This window comes from Dyadobacter psychrophilus, assembly GCF_900167945.1.
GTDB lineage: Bacteria > Bacteroidota > Bacteroidia > Cytophagales > Spirosomataceae > Dyadobacter > Dyadobacter psychrophilus.
On sequence record NZ_FUZA01000007.1, the window covers coordinates 274,883 to 295,738 of the forward strand.

General features: G+C 45.2%; 21 protein-coding genes. 10 read left to right on the top strand and 11 right to left on the bottom strand.

The window, feature by feature from the left end:
- Nucleotides 1-44: 44 nt before the first annotated feature.
- The 9 genes from B5X68_RS29275 to hisH all read right to left on the bottom strand — a co-directional run bounded on the left by B5X68_RS29275 (nucleotide 45) and on the right by hisH (nucleotide 5,217).
- A complete protein-coding gene (locus B5X68_RS29275) occupies nucleotides 45-383 on the bottom strand; it encodes a hypothetical protein (protein WP_229208533.1) in 339 nt (112 codons plus the stop codon).
- Entirely contained in the window at nucleotides 376-1,149 is a 774-nt protein-coding gene (locus tag B5X68_RS22950; protein WP_082217094.1) for a phosphoglycerol geranylgeranyltransferase, read from the bottom strand. The genes B5X68_RS29275 and B5X68_RS22950 overlap by 8 nt, the downstream gene beginning before the upstream one ends.
- A complete protein-coding gene (locus tag B5X68_RS22955; RefSeq protein WP_082217196.1) occupies nucleotides 1,146-1,559 on the bottom strand; it encodes a hypothetical protein in 414 nt (137 codons plus the stop codon). Before B5X68_RS22955 ends, B5X68_RS22950 begins: the two co-directional genes overlap by 4 nt.
- A gap of 98 nt (nucleotides 1,560-1,657) precedes the next feature.
- On the bottom strand, nucleotides 1,658-1,996 hold the full coding sequence (locus B5X68_RS22960) for a phage holin family protein (RefSeq protein ID WP_082217095.1): 339 nt from the start codon (nucleotides 1,994-1,996) through the stop codon (nucleotides 1,658-1,660).
- A gap of 60 nt (nucleotides 1,997-2,056) precedes the next feature.
- Complete coding sequence (locus B5X68_RS22965; protein WP_082217096.1) at nucleotides 2,057-2,392, bottom strand: phage holin family protein; 336 nt, start codon at nucleotides 2,390-2,392, stop codon at nucleotides 2,057-2,059.
- Nucleotides 2,393-2,405: 13 nt separating this feature from the next.
- Complete coding sequence (gene hisIE / locus B5X68_RS22970) at nucleotides 2,406-3,035, bottom strand: bifunctional phosphoribosyl-AMP cyclohydrolase/phosphoribosyl-ATP diphosphatase HisIE (RefSeq protein ID WP_082217097.1); 630 nt, start codon at nucleotides 3,033-3,035, stop codon at nucleotides 2,406-2,408.
- An 83-nt stretch (nucleotides 3,036-3,118) separates the two neighbouring features.
- Entirely contained in the window at nucleotides 3,119-3,892 is a 774-nt protein-coding gene (gene hisF / locus B5X68_RS22975) for an imidazole glycerol phosphate synthase subunit HisF (RefSeq protein WP_082217098.1), read from the bottom strand.
- A gap of 1 nt (nucleotide 3,893) precedes the next feature.
- Nucleotides 3,894-4,616 carry a 1-(5-phosphoribosyl)-5-[(5-phosphoribosylamino)methylideneamino]imidazole-4-carboxamide isomerase gene (hisA, locus tag B5X68_RS22980; protein WP_082217099.1) on the bottom strand — a complete coding sequence of 241 codons (723 nt, stop codon included), beginning with the start codon at nucleotides 4,614-4,616 and terminating at the stop codon, nucleotides 3,894-3,896.
- A gap of 10 nt (nucleotides 4,617-4,626) precedes the next feature.
- Nucleotides 4,627-5,217: an imidazole glycerol phosphate synthase subunit HisH gene (gene hisH / locus B5X68_RS22985; RefSeq protein WP_082217100.1), complete on the bottom strand. Its 591-nt coding sequence runs from the start codon at nucleotides 5,215-5,217 to the stop codon at nucleotides 4,627-4,629.
- A gap of 282 nt (nucleotides 5,218-5,499) precedes the next feature.
- Between hisH and B5X68_RS22990 the strand changes: the two genes are divergently transcribed.
- The 6 genes from B5X68_RS22990 (at nucleotide 5,500) to B5X68_RS23015 (ending at nucleotide 15,616) form a co-directional block, all read left to right on the top strand.
- Nucleotides 5,500-6,990, top strand: a complete 1,491-nt coding sequence (locus B5X68_RS22990; protein ID WP_262485879.1) for a M14 family zinc carboxypeptidase — start codon at nucleotides 5,500-5,502, stop codon at nucleotides 6,988-6,990.
- Between the two features lie 117 nt (nucleotides 6,991-7,107).
- Complete coding sequence (locus B5X68_RS22995) at nucleotides 7,108-9,924, top strand: TonB-dependent receptor (protein WP_082217102.1); 2,817 nt, start codon at nucleotides 7,108-7,110, stop codon at nucleotides 9,922-9,924.
- 72 nt (nucleotides 9,925-9,996) lie between these two features.
- On the top strand, nucleotides 9,997-11,346 hold the full coding sequence (locus B5X68_RS23000) for a beta-helix domain-containing protein (RefSeq protein WP_082217103.1): 1,350 nt from the start codon (nucleotides 9,997-9,999) through the stop codon (nucleotides 11,344-11,346).
- 208 nt (nucleotides 11,347-11,554) lie between these two features.
- Nucleotides 11,555-12,166, top strand: coding sequence for a HupE/UreJ family protein (locus tag B5X68_RS23005; protein WP_082217104.1), 612 nt, complete (start codon nucleotides 11,555-11,557; stop codon nucleotides 12,164-12,166).
- A 32-nt stretch (nucleotides 12,167-12,198) separates the two neighbouring features.
- Nucleotides 12,199-14,580: a M1 family metallopeptidase gene (locus B5X68_RS23010; protein ID WP_082217105.1), complete on the top strand. Its 2,382-nt coding sequence runs from the start codon at nucleotides 12,199-12,201 to the stop codon at nucleotides 14,578-14,580.
- Between the two features lie 91 nt (nucleotides 14,581-14,671).
- Entirely contained in the window at nucleotides 14,672-15,616 is a 945-nt protein-coding gene (locus B5X68_RS23015) for a D-2-hydroxyacid dehydrogenase (protein ID WP_082217106.1), read from the top strand.
- 5 nt (nucleotides 15,617-15,621) lie between these two features.
- On the opposite strand, the gene B5X68_RS23020 is transcribed toward B5X68_RS23015, so the two are convergent.
- Both B5X68_RS23020 and B5X68_RS23025 read right to left on the bottom strand, forming a co-directional pair.
- Nucleotides 15,622-15,834 (bottom strand): hypothetical protein, encoded by a 213-nt coding sequence (locus B5X68_RS23020; protein ID WP_082217107.1) that lies wholly within the window; start codon nucleotides 15,832-15,834, stop codon nucleotides 15,622-15,624.
- 123 nt (nucleotides 15,835-15,957) lie between these two features.
- On the bottom strand, nucleotides 15,958-16,347 hold the full coding sequence (locus B5X68_RS23025) for a LytR/AlgR family response regulator transcription factor (RefSeq protein ID WP_229208534.1): 390 nt from the start codon (nucleotides 16,345-16,347) through the stop codon (nucleotides 15,958-15,960).
- Nucleotides 16,348-16,656: 309 nt separating this feature from the next.
- Between B5X68_RS23025 and B5X68_RS23030 the strand changes: the two genes are divergently transcribed.
- The 4 genes from B5X68_RS23030 to B5X68_RS23045 all read left to right on the top strand — a co-directional run bounded on the left by B5X68_RS23030 (nucleotide 16,657) and on the right by B5X68_RS23045 (nucleotide 20,833).
- A complete protein-coding gene (locus B5X68_RS23030; RefSeq protein WP_141110386.1) occupies nucleotides 16,657-17,745 on the top strand; it encodes a sensor histidine kinase in 1,089 nt (362 codons plus the stop codon).
- Entirely contained in the window at nucleotides 17,742-18,821 is a 1,080-nt protein-coding gene (locus B5X68_RS23035) for a sensor histidine kinase (RefSeq protein WP_082217109.1), read from the top strand. Before B5X68_RS23030 ends, B5X68_RS23035 begins: the two co-directional genes overlap by 4 nt.
- Nucleotides 18,818-19,615: a LytR/AlgR family response regulator transcription factor gene (locus B5X68_RS23040; RefSeq protein ID WP_082217110.1), complete on the top strand. Its 798-nt coding sequence runs from the start codon at nucleotides 18,818-18,820 to the stop codon at nucleotides 19,613-19,615. Before B5X68_RS23035 ends, B5X68_RS23040 begins: the two co-directional genes overlap by 4 nt.
- A 90-nt stretch (nucleotides 19,616-19,705) precedes the next feature.
- Nucleotides 19,706-20,833: a DUF4249 domain-containing protein gene (locus tag B5X68_RS23045; protein WP_082217111.1), complete on the top strand. Its 1,128-nt coding sequence runs from the start codon at nucleotides 19,706-19,708 to the stop codon at nucleotides 20,831-20,833.
- Nucleotides 20,834-20,856 lie beyond the last annotated feature (23 nt).

Genomic DNA, 20,856 nt, shown 5'->3' on the forward strand with positions numbered 1-20,856 from the left:
CTATTTTCATAGCGCTTTTCACGAATTTCGACTTGTACGTCTAATTACTTCACTGAATCAGCAGCAGCTGTATCAGTTGCCATTGAATCAACAACAGTTGTGTCAATTGCAGGAGTTTCAACAGTTACAGCAGTAGTATCAGCAGATTCGTCAGCTGGTTTGCTAGTACAAGCAGCGAAAGTTACCATCCCGGCAACAAACGCAAGTGCAAATATTTTTTTCATTTCTTGGGTGTAATTAAGGTTCGATACAAATGTAGCAGTATTAATCTGAATATTCCCAACCTTTGCTATTGTATTTTTCCAAGAACTTAAAATTTCCTTAGAAAACACCCAAATCCCTTTATTTTGTACAATAAAATCCCTAATTGTTTCTTTAAACACTTTCTGTTTTTCTATTGAAAGCCTTTACACACGCTGCGACCTCGGGAAGCAGATCAGGGTTTTGTTCTATTCCGTTACCCACCACGATTACATCCGCTCCTGCGCCAAGGGCTGCATCGGCTTTCTCATAGGAGTCAATGCCGCCGCCGACGATAATAGGTGTATCCACAGTCTCGCGTACCGCCCTGATGGTTTCAGCAGTCACTGGAAATTGTGCCCCGCTTCCTGCATCCAGAAAAATATGTTTTAGTCCGAGAAATTCGCCAGCTAATGCTGTACATGCTACTATGCCGGGTTTGTCACGTGGCAGAGGCGTTGTATTACTTATGTATGAGACAGTTGTAAGCCTTCCGCTTTCTATTAAAAGATAACCCGTAGGCAAAACTTCAATCCCGCTTCTTTTTAACAAAGGCGCTGCAATAACGTGCTGCCCTATAAGCAGTTCCGGATTCCGACCCGAAATAAGCGAAAGCAGCAGCACAGCGTCTGCGGAAGGATCAATGTGTAGACTGCTTCCTGGGAAAAGGATAGCAGGAATGTCAGTGTGCTCGTGTATAGCTGCAATGAGCTGGTCTATGGCGTAATTGGTAATAAGACTTCCTCCTACAAAAAAAAAGTCAACGCCATGCCCGGCCGCATATTCCAGGAATTTCGGAAAAGTGGAGAAATTAACTTTATCAGGATCCAAGAGAACAGCAAACGATTTCCTTTTCTCTATTTTTCTTGCTGAAAGGAGGTCTGCGATTTTATGATTCGCTGTTTTCATTCGGTTTTTCTTTCATCTGCAATTATATTTTTTAGCTTCTGGCGCGCCCATCCCACAGCCAATGTCCAGGCTAAACTTTGAACGGCTGCTCCAACCGCAAATTTGCTTTTTTGCTTTTCTTCACCTGCTTTGAAAGCCTGCGTCTCAGCTGCCTCTTCTCTCTCTGCTCTTTTTTCCTTTTTACTTTTAGGCAGCACCGCGTTCATCACAACATATGTAGCTGCCACAACGCCGCCAATGATCAACGCCTTCTTGCCATATTCCGTTGCATCCGTTTTAAGACCGCTCCATTGCAATTCCAGCTTGTCCTTGTAAAGATCAGCGTCCAACAGGAGGTCTTGCTTATCTTTATCCGTATCGGAAGAGAATGGTTTAGTAATCTTTACGGAAGAATCTATTGAAGAACTCATTTCATTTTTTAGTTTAATGATGACCTGAGAAATTTTCAAAAGGAACCCAAAAATAGCAATTTGAGTGAATTTTTCCCCAAAATACCATTTCTTAAGTGTTAATCCTCTTTTACTTTAACAAAACGAACGATAATTCCACGGATAAACTGAATGAGTTTTTCCCTGAAAACAATCCAGATTACAAGTTTTAAAACAAAAACGCCCAGTAATATCAGATAACCCAAATAGTCGCTGTCGAGCCATTTGTTCAGAAAGGTCCCCAGCAGAATTACCATCAGGATAAGCACTGTGAGGGCGATACAAAGTAAAATGGCACCATACAGCGCCATTACAACCGCACGTTCGATCTTGTCCCTCGTTTCAATTTTGAATAAATCGATACGGGTTTCAAAGTACCTGAAAAGCGTGTCCTTAATTTCCTCTAGTTGACTAATCATAAGCAGTAATTTTCAATCATGTGTATCAATTTAAGGCTCTTACGGAGCTGAATTAATACACTAATCCAAAAACATACCAAGAATTCCGGAAATAATAGAAACGACGAGGCCGAAGAGTAATGCGGGAATAAATCCGTCTATAGAGAATCCTGAAACCAGGTAAGTGGCAATGTAAATAATAAAAACGTTGACTACAAAATAGAAAAGTCCCAGCGTCATGATCGTGATGGGCAAGGCCAGAATCTGCAACACAGGTTTCAGGAAGGTGTTCAGGATTCCCAGCACAATGGCGACAATAATGGCCGTAGTGGTGCTTGCCACAACGACGCCTGGAATCAAATTAGCCGCAATAAGAATAGCTAATGTGCTGATTAATAGTCGTATTATTAGTCTCATAATGTGTCCGTTTTTATTGGTGACGGCTACGAAGTACGCCAATTACCTCATCTAAGTCAATGTTTTTCTGTTCCAGCAACACCAGAAGGTGAAAAAGCAAATCGGACACTTCATTTTTAAAAAGGTCCGCATCGTCGTCCTTGGATTCGATCACAACTTCCACCGCTTCTTCTCCAACCTTCTGCGCAATTTTATTGATCCCCTTGCGAAACAGGCTGCTAGTGTAGGATTCGTCCTGCGGATTTAATTTTCTTTCCCGGATCACTTCCTTTTGCAGGTAGTTGAGAAAAGACGCTTCCCCGATTCGGGCATCCTGACTATTTTTTTCCCCAAAGCATGTATCCGCTCCGGTATGACAGGTTGGACCGGCAGGCGTTGCCTTGATCAGGATCGTATCACCGTCACAATCTGCGGTTATTTCGTTCACAAAAAGGAAGTTGCCGGAGGTTTCACCCTTGGTCCAAAGCCTTTGCTTGCTTCTGCTGAAAAACGTCACCGTACCAAGCTCTTTCGTCTTTTCAAGTGCTTCCTGGTTCATATAACCGAGCATCAGCACTTTGCTTGTATTGGAATCCTGGATAATGGCCGGCACGAGTCCGTCCGGTGATTTATCGAAATCAATTGTTGAAAATGTATCGCTCATTTTAAATCGGTCATTTGGACAAAGTTGCATTCTTTCCGGCTATTTTAATGGATTATGCCGGTAATAGTTGACAAAATCCCGCATCAGCGCGTCATGCGGATGGGAAGTTTTTTGTCGTGAAGGTATTTTTTCAAATCCGGAATATCAATTTCCCGGAAGTGGAAAATGCTTGCCGCAAGGCCTGCATCAGCCTTTCCGGCGGTGAAAACATCATAAAAATGCTCCATATTTCCCGCCCCGCCGGAGGCGATCACTGGAATGTTGGCATTGCCGCTGATTGTGGCCGTGAGTTCCAATGCAAATCCTGCCTTGGTTCCGTCCGTATCCATTGAGGTCAGCAAAATTTCACCTGCGCCGCGATCTTCCACTTCTTTCGCCCACGGAATGGTGCGCAGTTCGGTAGGCTTGCGGCCGCCATGCGTGTGCACAATGTGCTCCTGACCATTTTCGGTCTCAATGTAACGCGTATCTATCGCTACCACAATGCATTGACTGCCGAATTCAAGCGAAAGCTCATTGATCAGATCCGGGTTTTTAACGGCAGCCGAATTAATCGAAACCTTGTCAGCACCGGCGTGCAGCAATGCAGAAACATCCGCAATGGACGAAATGCCGCCGCCAACCGTAAAGGGAATGTTGATCGTGTGCGCCACTTTCCTGACCAGGTCAATGAATGTGGAACGACCGTCAACAGTCGCGGTAATATCCAGATACACAAGCTCATCCGCGCCGTGTGCCGCATACAATGCGCCCAACTCCACCGCATCGCCAGCATCGCGCAGATTCACAAAATTGACTCCCTTAACCGTCCGCCCGTCTTTTACATCGAGGCATGGAATGATTCGTTTTGTTAGCATATCAATTCAAAAATCGCTGTAAATCAGTCAATTTAATCCGGTTTTCGTAAATCGCTTTTCCGATAATGACGCCGTAAATGTTCATTTCCGCCAGCTTTTCCACATCTTCCAAACCGCTTATTCCGCCGCTGGCGATGATTTTCAAGTCAGGACATTTATCCTGCAAATTTTTATATAGGTCAAATGATGGCCCTTGCAGCAAACCATCCTTTGCCACATCCGTGCTGATCGTGTATTTTACACCTTTATCAACATAATTTTCAACAAAATCATAAACCCAGATCTCCGTCCCCTCTTCCCAGCCGCTCACCGCCACTTTTTCCTTCTTCGCATCGGCTCCCAGAATGATCTTTTCACCACCATAAACCGAAAGCCAGCTCATAAAAAGTTCGGGATTTTTTACTGCAATGCTTCCGCCTGTAACTTGTTTTGCACCACTTTCAAAAACTGCTTTTAAATCTTCATCCGACTGAACGCCTCCGCCAAAATCAACATGCAGTGAAGTTTTAGAAGCAATTTTTTCCAAAACTTTCCAGTTCACCACTTTCTTGGCTTTTGCACCGTCCAGATCCACGAGGTGTAAACGTTTCAGTCCGGCATCCTGAAATTGCATAGCAACTTCAAGGGGATTTTCATTGTAAATGGTTTTTTGTCCGTAATCTCCCTGGGTAAGGCGCACGCACTTTCCCTCGATCAGGTCAATGGCTGGTATTATTTCAATCATTATGCAGGGTTTATATAATGTCTAAAAAGTTTTTGAGGATCTGCTGCCCCGCGTCGCCGCTGATTTCACAGTGGAATTGGGCAGCATAAAAATTGTCCTTATGTAACATGGCACTGAATGGCAGCACATATTCGCAGCTCGCCACGGTGTATTCGCAAACCGGCGCCGCGTAACTATGGACGAAGTAAACATAAGCATCGTCGGGCAAACCGGTTGTAAGCGCGGTTTTATAGCCGGTAATGTTGTTCCATCCCATATGCGGCACTTTCAAGTCGGGCGTTGCGGGAAAGCGTTTCACATCCACGTCAAAAATGCCCATGCATTCGGTATTATTTTCCTCCGAAAACCGGCACATAAGCTGCATACCAATGCAAGTGCCGAAGAAAGGCTGCTTTAATGTCGGAATGACCTTATCCAGCCCGACTTTCCGGAGGTAATTCATCGTAGTACTCGCCTCTCCCACGCCCGGAAAGATTACCTTATCCGCCGAACGGATCTCTTCTTCGTCATCGGTGTACAGGTAACTTGCACCAATGCGGTCCAGCGCATACATCACCGACTGCACATTGCCGGCGTTATATTTTATAATGACTGTTTTCATTCAATGTGGTTTGAGGCAAAACAAAAAAAGCCCGATTTTTGAAAATCGGGCTTCTGGGATACTATGTATTCAACCTTATTACAACACTACTTGCAAAAACACATCACCCAAGACGTCCGAAAGCCAGATGGCCTTGATGAAAATGATGATTTGTTTCAGCTTTAAACATGCACAAATGTAAGTAATATTTGCTAGAAGTAGAAAGCATGCGAACAAATATTACATTAAAATTTGCTTAGAAAATTCTTGTACATTGCGATTACAAAACGGCTTTGTATGATCATGAGAATTTTCATTTCACAACTATTTTTCTTTCTAATTACCTTGACCACCGTTACATCCCAGGCACAATCCGAAGAGCTGCCGAACCGGCTTTTTAAAGTTCACGACACTTACCGCGAGACTACATTAACGCAGCGCCGATTTAAACAAAAAGACATTCTTCCACTCATTGCCAAACGCCAGGGCAACCCGCTTTATAAGATTGAAACCGTCGGAGAATCATTTGAAGGAAGGACATTGCAAATGATCAAAGTGGGGAACGGCAAGAAAAAAGTGCTCCTATGGACGCAAATGCACGGTGACGAGCCCACTGCAACCATGGCGAGCTTTGATATCTTTAATTTCCTGGAAGGCAAAAATGATGGTTTTGATGATTTCCGTAAAGAACTTCTCGAAAACACGACCTTATATTTTGTCCCAATGCTCAACCCCGACGGTGCCGAACGTTACCAGCGCCGCACCATGCAGGGCGTGGATATGAACCGCGATGCGGCTTCGCGCCAAACGCCGGAAGCAGTTGTGTTGAAAGGATTGGTAGACAAATTAAAACCCGATTACGGCTTCAACCTGCACGACCAAAGCCCACGTTATTCGGCTGGCAGAAGCGCCAAAGTTGCGACCATTTCTTTCCTGGCGACTTCGTATGATTACGAGCTAAATATTAACCCGGTCCGCGAGCGTTCCATGCAGCTGATCGTGGGCATGAATAAGATTTTGCAAAAATACATTCCCGGCCAGGTCGCACGCTATTCCGACGATCATGAACCTCGTGGCTTTGGTGATAATGTGCAGAAATGGGGCACAACATTGGTCCTGATCGAATCCGGTGGCTATGTAGGAGATCCAGAAAAACAATACATCAGGAAACTCAATTTCATGGCGATCCTTTCTGCTCTTGATAAAATCGCCGACAACTCACTTACCAAGGAAAAGCGCGATGATTATTACAAAATCCCGGAAAACGGCAGATGGGTTTATGATCTCGTGGTGCGTAATGCAACGGTGAAACAGTCAGGAAAATCATTTTTGGCAGATCTGGGCATCAATCGCAACGAAGTAAGTTATTCCAATGCCACCAAATTTTTTTATTACAGCAAAATAGAAGACTTCGGCGACCTGCACCCGCAATTCGGCAGCCAGGAAATTGACGCCACCGGGTTAACCATTGAAAAAGGAAAAGTATATCCTACCACTTATAAGAATGTAAGCGAGGTCAGCAAACTCAATGCATTAAGCCTGCTCAAACAAGGTTACACCTATGTGCGCCTCACGCCCGATTCCAACACACGTGCGCTCGGACTTTATTTCACCACCACTCCCTTACACGTGCTACGAAGCGGCCAGGCTGCGCCTTCCGGCACGCCGGGACTGGGCAATACAGCCACTTTTATCCTCAAAAAAGGGGCCGTTGTGAAGTATGCGGTCATCAATGGTTTTGTTTATGATCTCGATAATTTTGCGACCGGTGAAGGAAACGGAATTATTGAGTAAGTGCCTGATTTTTAATAAAAAACCATATTTCGAAATAACTGAGCCATAACATGGGGGTAACATTGAGGTAATATTGGCAGTCTACTTTTGTATCAGAAAATAATTCTGACACAAGACATGAACTTAAAAATTACCTCTCTCTTATTTTTCCTTCTGACTACCACATTGGTATACGCCCAAACGGGTTCGATTAAGGGGAACATTGTTGATTACAAGACCAAAGAAGCTGTCATCGGGGCCAGCGTTGTTTTAAAAGGCTCCACTCCTCCCATCGGAACAGCAACAGATGTTGAAGGAAATTTCGACATTCAGAATATCCCCACAGGAAAGCAAACGGTTATCGTAAGCTACGTTTCTTACAAGCCGAAAGAAATTGCGATTGAAGTTTACCCAAATCAGGCCGTCCTCATCAACACAACCATTGAGGAAGATGTGGCGAACCTGGAAGAGGTTAAGATCGTAGGACAACGTCAATCCTTCACCGACGTTTCCGTTATCACCGAAATCAAGCAGGCTGAGCAAATTGCCGTTGGTATTTCTGCGCAGCAAATCCAGAAGTCGCAGGACCGTGATGCTTCCCAAGTGGTTCGCCGCGTGCCGGGTGTCTCCATCCAAGACGACCGCTTCGTCATTATCCGCGGTTTGAACGAGCGCTATAACACCGTAATGTTGAATGATGCGATCACGCCTTCAACAGAGGTTGACGTAAAATCTTTCTCATTTGACTTAATTCCAAGCACGGCCATTGACCGGATGATGATCTACAAATCCGGCGCTCCTGAATTGCCAGGTGAATTTGCAGGCGGGATTATTAAAATTTATACAAAAACAATCCCCGACGACAACGGATTTACATTCAGCTTAACGGGCGGTTACCGCGGAAACACAACATTCAAGAATGTACTTGATTACAAAGGTTCATCGTTGGACTGGACTGGTTTCGGTGCCCCGGACAGAGCACTTCCAAACGGTTTCCCCTCGACAAAAAGATTGCAGAACGAAAACGGGCCTTCGGACGCAACATTGAATGCATTCCGCAACCTGCCGGAGTTTTATGATTTGAAATCAAAATCAGTAACACCTGACTTGCGCGCTTCTTTGGGTTACAACCACAAATTCGAGCTTGGGAATATGAAGTTGACCACATTTAACAATGTCAACTATTCATCTACACACCAGTTTTTACCAACAACACAATTCCGTTACCTGAGCTTTAATACTGAAAAACAGAAATCAGACATTCAAAGCTCATATCAGGATGAATTGTATCAAAACAATGTCCGCCTGGGCGTGATGTCTAACTGGGCATTGATCATTAACCCGAATCACAAGATCGAATTCAGAAACCTGTTCAACCAGCTTTCTAACAAAGAGACCAACTTCCGTCAGGGTTACAATACAGACAATGACGTTGAAGTGCAGAACTACGCATTCCGTTACGAGTCGAAGAGCATTTACTCAGGCCAATTAGGCGGAACGCACGAGCTGGGCGCACATACAACATTGAAATGGCTTGGCGCATTGGGAACGACCATCCGCAGCGAACCGGATTACCGCCGCTTTATTTCAACCCGTCCGATAGGCTCCACCGGCCCTTTCCAGGTGGAACTTGTTCCGGGAAGCAACGCGAGCTTGACAAGAGGAGCGAGATTTTACTCTGAACTAACCGAATACACAAGCTCATTCCGCGCCGATCTTGAACACCGTTTCGAACGCAGCGCGTATGAAGATGACGAAAGCATGCAGATCAAACTTCGTGCAGGTGCTTACGGTGAAATGAAGGACAGAGCATTCAAAGCAAGATGGTTCAACTTGACCAACTCAGGCAATGCTTCGCAAGAATTGCTTGGGCAGGCACCAGCACAGCTTTTTGACTCACAAAATATTGGAAGAGATCTGCTTTACTACGCAGAAAGAACCAACACAGATGATAAATACACTGCCCAAAACACATTAATGGCAGGTTACGTAGGTTCTTACATTCCTTTTACCAAAAAATTCAATGTTTCGGTTGGCCTCCGTGTTGAGAACAACATTCAGAAACTGCAAAGCAGACAGCGTGGCAGCGGCGAACGTATCCGCGTGAACAACCCGATTTTCCGCTTCTTGCCTTCGGCTAACCTGGCTTACAACTTCACTGAAAAATCATTGGTGAGACTGGCTTACTCAGTTTCGGTAAACCGCCCTGAGTTCCGCGAGCTGGCGCCATTTACTTACTATGACTTTAACTTCGATGTGTCCCGCGTTGGTAACCCGAATCTGAAAACGCCTTCGATCCAGAACGTTGACCTGCGTTACGAGTTTTATCCGAAAGATGGTGAAATGATCTCGGTCGCGGCATTCTACAAGCACTTTGTTAACCCGATCGAAACACGTATCCGCTACGCAGGTTCAGGTGTCTCATTCTATGTGGATAATGCTAAGTCTGCTTACACTTATGGTGCTGAAATTGAACTGCGCAAATCACTTAAAAATCTAACCGTTTCTCCATTCGTGGATAACCTGAGCGTATTGCTGAATGCATCTGTGATCAATAGCAATGTATTGACAGGCTTTGCAGGACAAGAAAACGACCGTCAGCTGCAAGGACAATCACCTTACCTGATCAATGCAGGAGTTTATTACAACGATGTGAACCGCGGCTGGCAGGTGAATGCACTTTACAATGTCGTAGGACGCAGGATCTTCCTCGTGGGTGACCGCGATTTGCAGCCAACCGTTTATGAAATGGCAAGAAACGTGATCGATTTAAACATTGTGAAGGCTTTGGGAGAACATCTTGAAATCAAATTGGGAATCCAGGATCTGCTTAACCAGCGCTTCCGCCTGATCCAGGATAGCAACCAGGATCAAAAAATCACCAGCGTGGATGAGTCGTATCAAAGTTACCGCAGAGGCAGCTACTCAACCATCGGAATCAATTACAAATTCTAATAACCACAAGTCGTAAACCGGCTCTTTTTATCACCAGAGTACTTTAAAACTGAAAAACAAACAATTGAATTTATGAAAAACACAGGTAAACTTTTGAGCTTGCTGATGTTAGGGCTTACAATGTTCGGATCGATCTCTTGTACAAACGATGACGAAGATGATGACGATGATATCATTGTAACTCCGGTAGGAGAAATGAAAACCGTTACAGGAAAAATTACCGCAAACACGACGTGGTCTGCTTCCAACCAATATCTGCTTTCAGGATTTGTTTATGTAGAATCCGGCGTAACATTGAATATCGAGCCAGGAACCATTATTAAAGGGGACGGCGTACAAAAAGGCTCTCTGATCATTTTGCCGGGAGCGAAGATCGTAGCAGTAGGAACGCCTGACAAGCCTATCATTTTTACTTCAAACAAACCAGCCGGACAACGTAAAGCAGGTGACTGGGGTGGATTGATCATCCTTGGAAAAGCGCCTGTTAACAAGCCAGACGCGGTAATTGAAGGAGAAAACCAATCTAAATTTGGTGGAACGGACGCAGCTGACAATTCGGGACAACTTAAATATGTGCGTATCGAGTTTGCTGGTATCGCTTATGAAACGGATAAGGAGATCAATGGTCTTACATTCGGTGGTGTAGGTTCAGGAACAGAGGTTGATTATGTACAGGTTTCTTACTCAGGCGACGATTCTTACGAATGGTTTGGTGGAGCTGTTAATGCAAAGCACTTGATCGCTTACCGCGGTTTGGATGATGATTTTGATACGGATAACGGTTTCTCAGGAAACATTCAATATGGTTTCATCCTTCGTGACCCGGCAGTAGCTGATCAGGCTGGTGATTCAAATGGTTTTGAGTCTGATAACGATGGTACGGGAACAGGTGCAATGCCTCAGACTTCGGCTAAATTTGCAAATGTTACGATTGCAATGGCTGACGGAACGCCTAATGCGAAATTTGCCTCTGCAATGCGTATCAGAAGAAACTCTGCGATCTCTGTTTATAACACATTGGTAACCGGTGAATGGCCTCGTTCGGCTGTAAGGATTCAGGATGAAACCACAATCGCCAACTTCACAACCGGAAAAATCAAAATGGACGGAAATACAGTGGCTATCACCGGAACTCCGAAAGAAGGTGTGATCGAAGGCACTACATTGGCGCTTTTCGCTCCTGCTGCTAGCAAAAACAAAGTGGCTGCTGTTGCTGATCTTAAACTGGCAACTGGTTACAACTCAATCACGGCTAAACCAGGTCTTCTTCCAACAACAGGTTCTGCTCTATTGACCGGCGGCGCAACATTGCCAGCAGGATTTGAAGCAAACACAGTAGTGGGTGCATTCGGCGCAACAGATTGGACTGATAAATGGGCTAACTGGGACCCACAAAATGCCAACTACGAAATTCAAAAATAATAGTCTTATATAATTGGTGTCAGAATTTAGAAAGGCCGGAGGCAAATGCTTCCGGTCTTTTTTTGTACCCGATGTTTTGGTAAAGGTCGCTAAGACACTCGTAATTAGCTTTCATCTTGTAATAATGACACGAATAGAATATATTCGAATTCGCTTTTTTGTCTTGACAAGTATTTTTTTAAATACCAATTCATTTTAATACTACTTAATGTCCGAATTCCAGGCTTACCTACAACTAGGTTTCACCCACATTACCGATTCCCTTGGCTACGACCATATTCTTTTCATTATGGCGCTTTGCACAGTATACACGCTCATCGACTGGAAAAAAGTGATCGTTTTGGTTACTGCTTTTACCATCGGTCATTCCATTACGCTTGCGCTATCGACATTGGGTTTTGTGAATGTGAACCCTGACTGGATTGAGCTGCTCATCCCGGTTACCATTGTCATTACGGCTGTTCTCAATTTCTTTTATGTTGTTCCAAAGGCGTCTTTCAGCCAGTCTGAAAAAGCTTCAAAGGTCCGATATCCGCTCGCATTGTTTTTTGGGTTGATCCACGGACTGGGCTTTTCCAATTATCTGAGATCGTTATTAGGCAAAGAAGCAGACATTGTAAGTCCGTTGCTGGGTTTTAATGTTGGACTGGAACTGGGTCAGCTGATCATTGTTTTTATCATTTTGTCCATTGCATTTTTCATGATCGAGATCCTTCGCGTACAGCGCCTGAGCTGGATTCATATTTTATCCGGCATCATCGTCGGCATGTCGCTTTCACTGATCATTAATAACGAATTCCTGCACAGCCTTTTAGCCTAAATAACCTGCATTATTCTCAATAACCAACTAATATGAAAAGAGCACTTCTCCCGTTACTGATCCTGCTTATTACGGTTTCTGCCATGGCGCAGCAACTTCCTCCAAATCCCAATTACAAAGCGAATGACCGTTTTGAACAATTGGGCACAATGCTTCCGACACCCAATTCAACCCGCGCTGCTTCCGGTGCGCCGGGGCGTGAATACTGGCAGAACCGCGCTGATTATGACATTAAAGTGGAACTGGACGATGATAAAAGAAAAATCATCGGCTCCGAAACCATCACATTTTTCAACAACTCCCCGGACGATCTGAAATACATCTGGCTGCAACTGGACCAAAATCTTTTCAAAAAAGACGGAATCGGTGCCACTTCCAGAACAGGCTCGGTAAGCGAAAAAGGAATGTCAACGGCTCAGCTCGCAGCATTGAACAATGGCCGCGGCTCATCGCTTGACCCGAATGTTGAATATGGTTATCAAATCGGTTCGGTGAAGGACAAAGCTGGAAAAGTGTTGCCTTACACGATCAACGGAACCATGATGCGCATTGATTTGCCGGTGACATTGAAGTCGGGAACAAGCTACGTTTTTGGTGTGGAATGGACTTATAATGTTACCGAATATTACGGACGCAGCGGTTATGAGTTTTTCCCAAAAGACGGCAATGCCAATTATTTCATCGCCCACTGGTTCCCACGCCTGGCGCCTTACGACGACATTAATGGCTGGAACCACAAGCAATTTTTAGGACAAGGTGAGTTTGCATTGATTTTCGGAAATTACAAAGTGGCCATCACCGCTCCCGCCGATCACGTGGTGGCAGCCAGCGGCGAATGCCAAAATTATGCACAAGTGCTTACTGCAACCCAAAAGCAACGTTTGAAACAAGCTGAAACTTCCAAAACCCCCGTTTTGATCGTTACTCAGGCCGAAGCAGAAAAAGCGGAGAAACGCGAGAACAAAAACCCAGGGAAGAAAACATGGATTTACAAAGCAGATAATGTGCGTGATTTTGCCTTTGCTAGCAGCCGGAAATTTATCTGGGACGCCATGCAAAGTGATGTTTACAAAAGCGGCCGCAAGATCTGGTGCATGTCTATTTATCCAAAAGAAGGCAATCCGCTTTGGGAGCAATATTCGACCCGCGCAGTTGCGCACACATTGAAATCTTACGGCGCGCGCACATTTGAATATCCTTATCCGGTTGCAATCTCTTGTCACTCCGTAGCTGGCGGCGGAATGGAATATCCGATGATCAGCTTCAACGGCGGTCGCCCGGAAGAGGACGGGACTTACAGCGAAGCCGTGAAATATGGCATGATCGGGGTGATTATCCACGAAGTTGGACACAATTTCTTCCCGATGATCGTCAATTCCGACGAGCGCCAATGGGCTTGGATGGATGAAGGTTTGAACACATTCTGTCAATATCTGGCTGAAAAAGAGTGGGATTTCAACTTCCCGACCCGCCGCGGCGAACCTAACCAGATCACGGATTATATGTCGTCAGACAAATCTGTGTTAACGCCTATTATGGCTTCCGCCGAAAACGTAATCGGCTTAGGACCAAATGCTTATGCAAAACCAGCAACTGCGCTGAACATTCTCCGCGAAACCGTTATGGGCCGCGAATTGTTCGATCATGCATTCAAAGAATACGCGACCAGATGGAGATTCAAAAGCCCATCCCCAGCCGACTTCTTCCGGACTATGGAAGATGCATCCGGCGTGGATCTGGACTGGTTCTGGAAAGGCTGGTTTTATGGAACCGAGCCTGTGGATCAGGATTTGGTGAGTGTGGATTGGTTTAACATTGATACGCAAAACCCAGAAATTGAAAAGGAAATCGCACGCAAAGAAGCAGCCCGCAAGCAGCAAACGATGAGCAAAATGCAAGATGCAAAAACCAAAGGCGAAACCGTTGTTGCCCAGGATTCCACCATGGCCGATTTCTACAACCGCTATGACCCATTCAAAGTAACCGAAGCGGACAAGCACAAATATGACCAATACATGGCATCGCTTACAGATAATGAAAAAGCGCTGATCCAGGAAAACAGCAATTTTTACACCTTATCTATTAAAAATAAAGGCGGATTACCAATGCCCGTGATCGTTAAGATGGGCTTCGAAGACGGCACAGATTCCGTAGCCGTTTTCCCGGCCGAAATCTGGCGCTTTAATGACGCTCAGATCAATAAGGTAATTTCAACCAAAAAGAAAGTCGTGCAATGGACATTGGATCCTTACCAGCAAATTGCAGACATCGACACGGAAAACAACGCATTCCCACGCATTGCAGCGCCAACAAGGTTCCAGATCTTCAAGCAGCAGCAACAAAAAAGAGCCCCTAACCCGATGCAAATGCAAGGTGCAGGAGCAGGGAAAGTCAGTACGGATCCTAAAAATTAGGGAACCAGCAACATTCGAATCAATCCTCCCCAAGCCTTGTTTCGGGGAGGATTTTTTATGTTATTTCAAAATCAAAAATCAATACATTGAAATGAACATCACAATCCTCGACGGCTACACATTAAATCCGGGCGACCTGGACTGGTTACCGATCCAGCAACTTGGCAATGTGACGATTTATGATCGGTCGGCTAATGATGAAATTGTTGAGCGTGCAAAAGATGCGGAAGTGTTGCTTGTAAACAAAGTGGTGCTTAATGAAGCGATTTTGGATCAGTTGCCAAATTTGAAATATATCGGCGTGATGGCGACTGGTTTCAACAACATTGACATTAATGCTGCCCGAAAACACAACATTACAGTCACCAATGTGAAGGCTTACGGCCCGGCTTCTGTCGCGCAGCAGACATTCGCATTGCTGTTGGCCCTTGTTAACCATGCCGAGTTGCATAGCCAAAGCGTGTTTGCCGGTGAATGGGTTTCTTCACCGGATTTTTGTTATTGGAAAACACCCTTGACAGAGCTGGCAGGAAAAACAATGGGCCTTATCGGACTGGGTGACATTGGATCGCAGGTCGCGAAAATTGCGCGGGCATTCGGGATGAATGTGATCGCTTACCGCAAACATCCGACTCCTACCGATGGCGTCGAAATGGTTTCTCTGGAAGAAGTTTTTGAAAAAAGTGATGTCGTAAGCCTGCATTGCCCGTTAACCGACGAAACAAAAGGAATCGTCAACAAAGAACGCCTGGCTCGCATGAAGCGAAACGCCATCATCCTCAACACCGGCCGCGGGCCGCTAATTAATGAAGCAGATCTCGCAGAAGCATTAAAAAACGGCATCATAGCAGGAGCCGGACTGGATGTCCTATCAACAGAACCACCCAAAGCCGATAACCCCCTACTCTCTGCCCCCAACTGCATCATCACCCCACACATAGCCTGGGCCTCATTCGAAGCAAGAAAACGCCTGCTTCAAATGGTAGCGGATAACCTGGAAAGTTTCATGCATGACGAGCCTAGGAATGTGGTGTAGTAAGATTAGCTCCTGGTCTTCTTCCCCTTACCCCAGTTCTTCTTCATCTTACTATACGACTTCTTACTCACGGTTTTTTTGCTTTTTGGCCTTGAAGTTCCTTTTTTCTTGCGGGCGTTGATGTTGTTGACAAGGGAATTTTTCACACCTAATTTGTTCTTTTTCTTACCGCTGGTTTTTGCTTTTGTGCCGCCCTTCTTTTTCGCTTTCTTAGCCATAGTGAATGCTTCGTTTAAATGGTTTCGGCACAAGCTTAAATATCCGTGCCCGCTGATCACGGACACAAAAAGCCCCGGATCTGAAACCCGGGGCTGACTTTATAAATCCCTTCCTAATAAGCACTATGCCGCAGCGTATTCACCTACCAGCATTTCCTGGATTTCGCGCATTCTTCTTCGGGCAATAGGCACCTTGCGACCGCAGCTCAGCAGAAGCGTGTCCGGCTCGATCTGCGCCGTAACGTACATAGGATTAACGATATATGATTTGTGAATCCTGATAAAATTCACATTTAAAATTTCCACCACCACTTTCAGCGTTTTGGAAACAAGGTGTTTCTTGCCCTGGCGGGTGTGAATGTATGTGTAATTGCCTTCGCCTTCCAGGTGTGTGATTTCCCGCGCCGAAACCCACAAGATCTTACCGTTCATGTGTACGGCGATTAGGTTGGCATTTTCAATGTTTGCTGGGTTGACGATCCAGGAGAATGGGTTCATTAATGTTGCTTTCATGGCTTAATAGATAAATAGTTAAATGAGTTTTTGGGGTTTGCCCTGGCTATTAGAATGACACAAAATTCGCTTGCAAACGTTGCGGTTGGAAATACATATTATCCGTACTGTCAGATTTGGTATCTGTATTACACTTTTTGGCGGATGACCTGTATGTAAGGCCTTTTTTACGGAAAATGTATATTCGGATCCGGGTAAGCAGTTTAAAGGAACATTTCCGACATTTCAGCTCATTTTTCATACAATTGACAGACGATCAGTTTCTCTTCGTCTGCCCGCGTTCCTATTTTTGCTGTTCAGTTTTTCCTTATGATGAAAATCCGGTTCAGGTATTTCGACAAGTATTTTGATACACTTCGAAAAAACCGTCTCAACTTCTTCATTCTCGTATTAGTGATTCCCTGGCTGGTTCCGGTGGTGGGCTACTTAATGTGGGGAAACATTTACTTTTCGGATCTGCAAATTTTCCTGGGCGGAAGCCTCATTAACCTGATCCTCTGCCTGATAGCCAACCATATCAATCAGGTCATTGCCATTTTAATCGCAAAAGTTTATCCCGACACACACCAATCTGTTTTCCGCGTGGTTTTTTGGTTTGTACTCTATTCCATCATCAATGTTTCCATCCTGATCCTGGTTTTGCTGGCCTATGATCAGGTGCATTTATTCGGCTTTTCCTTACAGCGTGAACGGGCGATCTGGTCTGTGTTCCTGCTGCTGGCGGCTTCGCTGATTGGCGCCGGGCTCACGGAGTTGGCTTACACATTTATGCAGTGGAAAACCAATCAGGATGAGTTGCAGCAGATGGAGCAGCGGCAATTGCTTTCTGAGTTGGAAGTGGTGAAACAGCAGGTTAATCCGCATTTTTTGTTCAACTGCCTTAATTCCCTTTCCGTCCTGATCTCCGAATCGCCTGCGACGGCGGAAAAATTTGTGGATGAAATGTCCAAAGTTTATCGCTATCTGCTCAGCGTTAACGGCCCCGACCGTGACACAAGCATGGTAACCCTGGACGCGGAGTTGCGCTATATTCGTTCGTACATTTATTTGCTGGAAACCCGCTTTGAAAATGGCATCAGCATTACAATTCAGGCCGCAGATCTTTATTTGAATGGTCAGATGGCACCATTAACATTGCAAACGCTGATTGATAATGCGATCCGGCATAACATTGTTTCCGCTGATCATCCGCTGCGGATCGATATCCGAACCACTGCGACCGGCCAGCTGGAAGTGATCAACAATTTGCAGAGAAGGACTGTACGCACGCCATTCAGTAATGCCGGGCTCGCCACTTTGATATCACGCTATAAAATGCTTTTCAACCAGGCAGGAACCATTCAGATCAAGGAAGAAGGTTCTGAATTCACAGTGCTTTTGCCTTTGATTTATACATGATTCAGACTCACAGATTTCAGCATATCGGCCAGCTGATCTGGCTAAGCCTCTTCGGCAGGTGGATGTTTGTCCTGCTGGTGCCCTGGTTTGTGCCAACCATCAGTTTTTTGCTGATTGGCGATCCTTATTTCGCCAGCATTCCTAATTTCATTTTAGGCACATTAATGGTCTTGTCCATGACCATTCTGGCTTTTGTTCCGCATGATTGGGCTGCGCAATACATTGCTCAAAAATATCCGTCGATACATTCGTCACTCAAAAGGGCGGCTTACACGGCGCTTGCTTTTTGCATACTTACGGGCATTTACATTACGGGTTATGGCTTGTTCATCATCCGGTTCCGCCCGCTTAATGCGCAATTGGATGCCGGAAAAATGGTTAATGTCTATTTGTTCGAACTGCTCGCTGTCCTGCTTCTGACCTGTTTATATGAAGTAAATTATTCGCTGCGCAAATGGAAAGAGATCAAAACCAATAAAGAGGCGATCAAGAAGGCCGGATTGCAAGGGCAGCTGCAAAGTCTGAAAAGTCAGGTTAACCCTCATTTTTTGTTTAATAGCCTGAATACATTATCGGCGCTCATCAACGACGAGCCGGCCCGGGCGGAGCAATTTGTGGATGAGATGGCGAAAGTTTACCGCTATCTTTTGCAAACCAACCAACACGAACTCACGACATTAGAAACCGAAATCCGCTTCATCAAATCGTATTATCATCTCTTGCGAACGAGATACGACAAAGGTTTGGAATTAGTGATTAATGTCAGCGACAGCGCTCAAAACAAATACATTCCGCCATTAACATTACAATTGCTGGTTGAAAACGCGGTGAAGCATAACACGATTTTGGAAAAAAATCCTCTTTTGATTGAGATCACTTCGCTCGAAAATGACGAGTTGGAGGTGCGAAATAATCTTTTGGAAAAATCAACACGCGTAAAATCGACCAAGCTGGGACTAGCCAACATTGAAGCCAAATACAAACTGCTCTCCGACAGGCAGCCCGTGATCGACCTGAGTGCAGATCACTTCACGGTTCTGTTGCCATTGCTCATGCAAAACTCTGAAAACCAATGAATATCCTGATCGTTGAAGACGAAAAGCTTGCCGTGCGCAAACTCACAAAATTGCTGGAAGAAACGGCTCCTGAGTTTGTGATCAAAGGCATTACACCCAGCATTGAAGCCACAGTGGAGTGGATTTTGGAAAACCGGAAAAGCGGTAATGCCGAACCCGACATTATTTTTCTGGACATTGAGCTGGCAGACGGCCAAAGTTTTGAGATTTTTAACCGCGTGGAAATCAGGAGCACAGTGATTTTTACGACTTCCTATGATGAATACGCGTTGCAGGCATTTAAGGTCAACAGCATTGATTATCTGCTGAAACCCGTGCAGCAGGAGGATTTGCAGCGGAGTATTAAAAAGTTTTACGACCTCACCGGAAGCCAGCGAAAATCGGAGGTGCCCGCATTGCCTGCTAATTTGGAAAACATTCTCAAAAACCTGCAATTGCAGCAGCCTGCGACCGATTACCGTAAACGCTTTTTGGTGAAGCAGGGCGCCAGGATGCTGTCTGTGGAGATTTCGGAAATTGCCTATTTCTTCATTGACGACGGCGTGAGTTTTTTCAAAAATCTGCAAGGGCAGAAATTCGTTGTTGATTACCGCATGGATGAAATGGAGCTTTTCCTCGACCCCGATCGCTTTTTCCGCATTAACCGCGGTCTCATCGTCACGCACCAGTCCGTAACCCAAATCCAACCCTACTACAACAACCGCCTCGCCCTAACATTAAAACCCGCCTTCGACAAAGAATCCATCGTCAGCAGGGAGAAAACGAATGATTTTAAGAAATGGATGGGGAAATAAGATGCCAGCTAAGTAACCATTTGATGATAAATTTTGGACTATTGTTTCTGGATTAACTTACAATTTCAGAACTTAGTAAGAAAAGTGGATATGCGAAATCGTTTACCGAAGTTTGTTGCTTTTGTCTTGCTGTTTTTCATGGACAGCTGCATTGAGCCGTTCTCTCCGCCCGAGGTGAATTCTATTGAGAATCACCTTGTTGTGGATGGATTCCTTAATGTAGGCCAGGATACGAGCAGAATCGAACTTAGGAGAACGCAAAATGTGAATCAAACGGCTGGCCCGATCATTGAAACTGGCGCTGAAATGTCCGTGGAAGCGGAATCGGGAGAGATAAACGCTTTTACGGAATCAAAACCCGGCCTTTATGTGCTTCCGCCACGACAATACAGTATGTCCGGAAAATACCGGCTCCGCATTAAAACCCGTGACGCAAAGGAATATTTATCCGATTTTGTGGAAGTGAGCGTTACGCCTGCTATCGATAGCCTGACAACCAAATTTGACAGTTTTCAGGACGCAATGATTTTCTACGTCAATGCGCATGATACGCAGGGCAAAGTACAGTTCTACCGCTGGAAATTTGAGGAAACCTGGGAATACCGCGCTGCATACCAAACGGCAATCGAAGTGATTGATAAAAAATACGTTGGCCGACAGATCGATATAAACCATTGCTGGGGAAACCAGAAATCCGGCAGCATACTGCTCGGAACCACGATCAAGCTTTCCAGCGACATAATAAAAGACCTTCCGTTATTCAAAGTGCCGGTTTCGACCAACAAGCTTTACATGAAATACAGCGTGCTGGTGAAGCAATACGGCCTCTCCCGCCCTGCTTTTGAATATTGGACGAGCCTATCCAAAACGACACAGGGAACCGGAACGCTTTTTGACCCTCAGCCTTCACAGGTTACCGGCAACATTAAAAGCACAACAAATGGGCAGGACCTTGTCTTTGGCTATTTCAGCGCTTCGACGGAAGAAACAAAAAGGCTAACTATTACACCGCGACTGGGAAGAAATCCTACCTGCATGATGCCCGATACATTTGATGTCGTGTGCAATCCCATGAGCAGCAGACAATGTGGGCTGGAAACAACCTCATTATTAATTGCTTACGCAGGTCTTCGGGGCGAATTCTTACTAGGATCGCCCAGCGAATGCACCGATTGCCGTACGCAGGGCGGAACATTGCAAAAACCTTCGTACTGGTGATTAATAACTTCCTGCGCCGCATA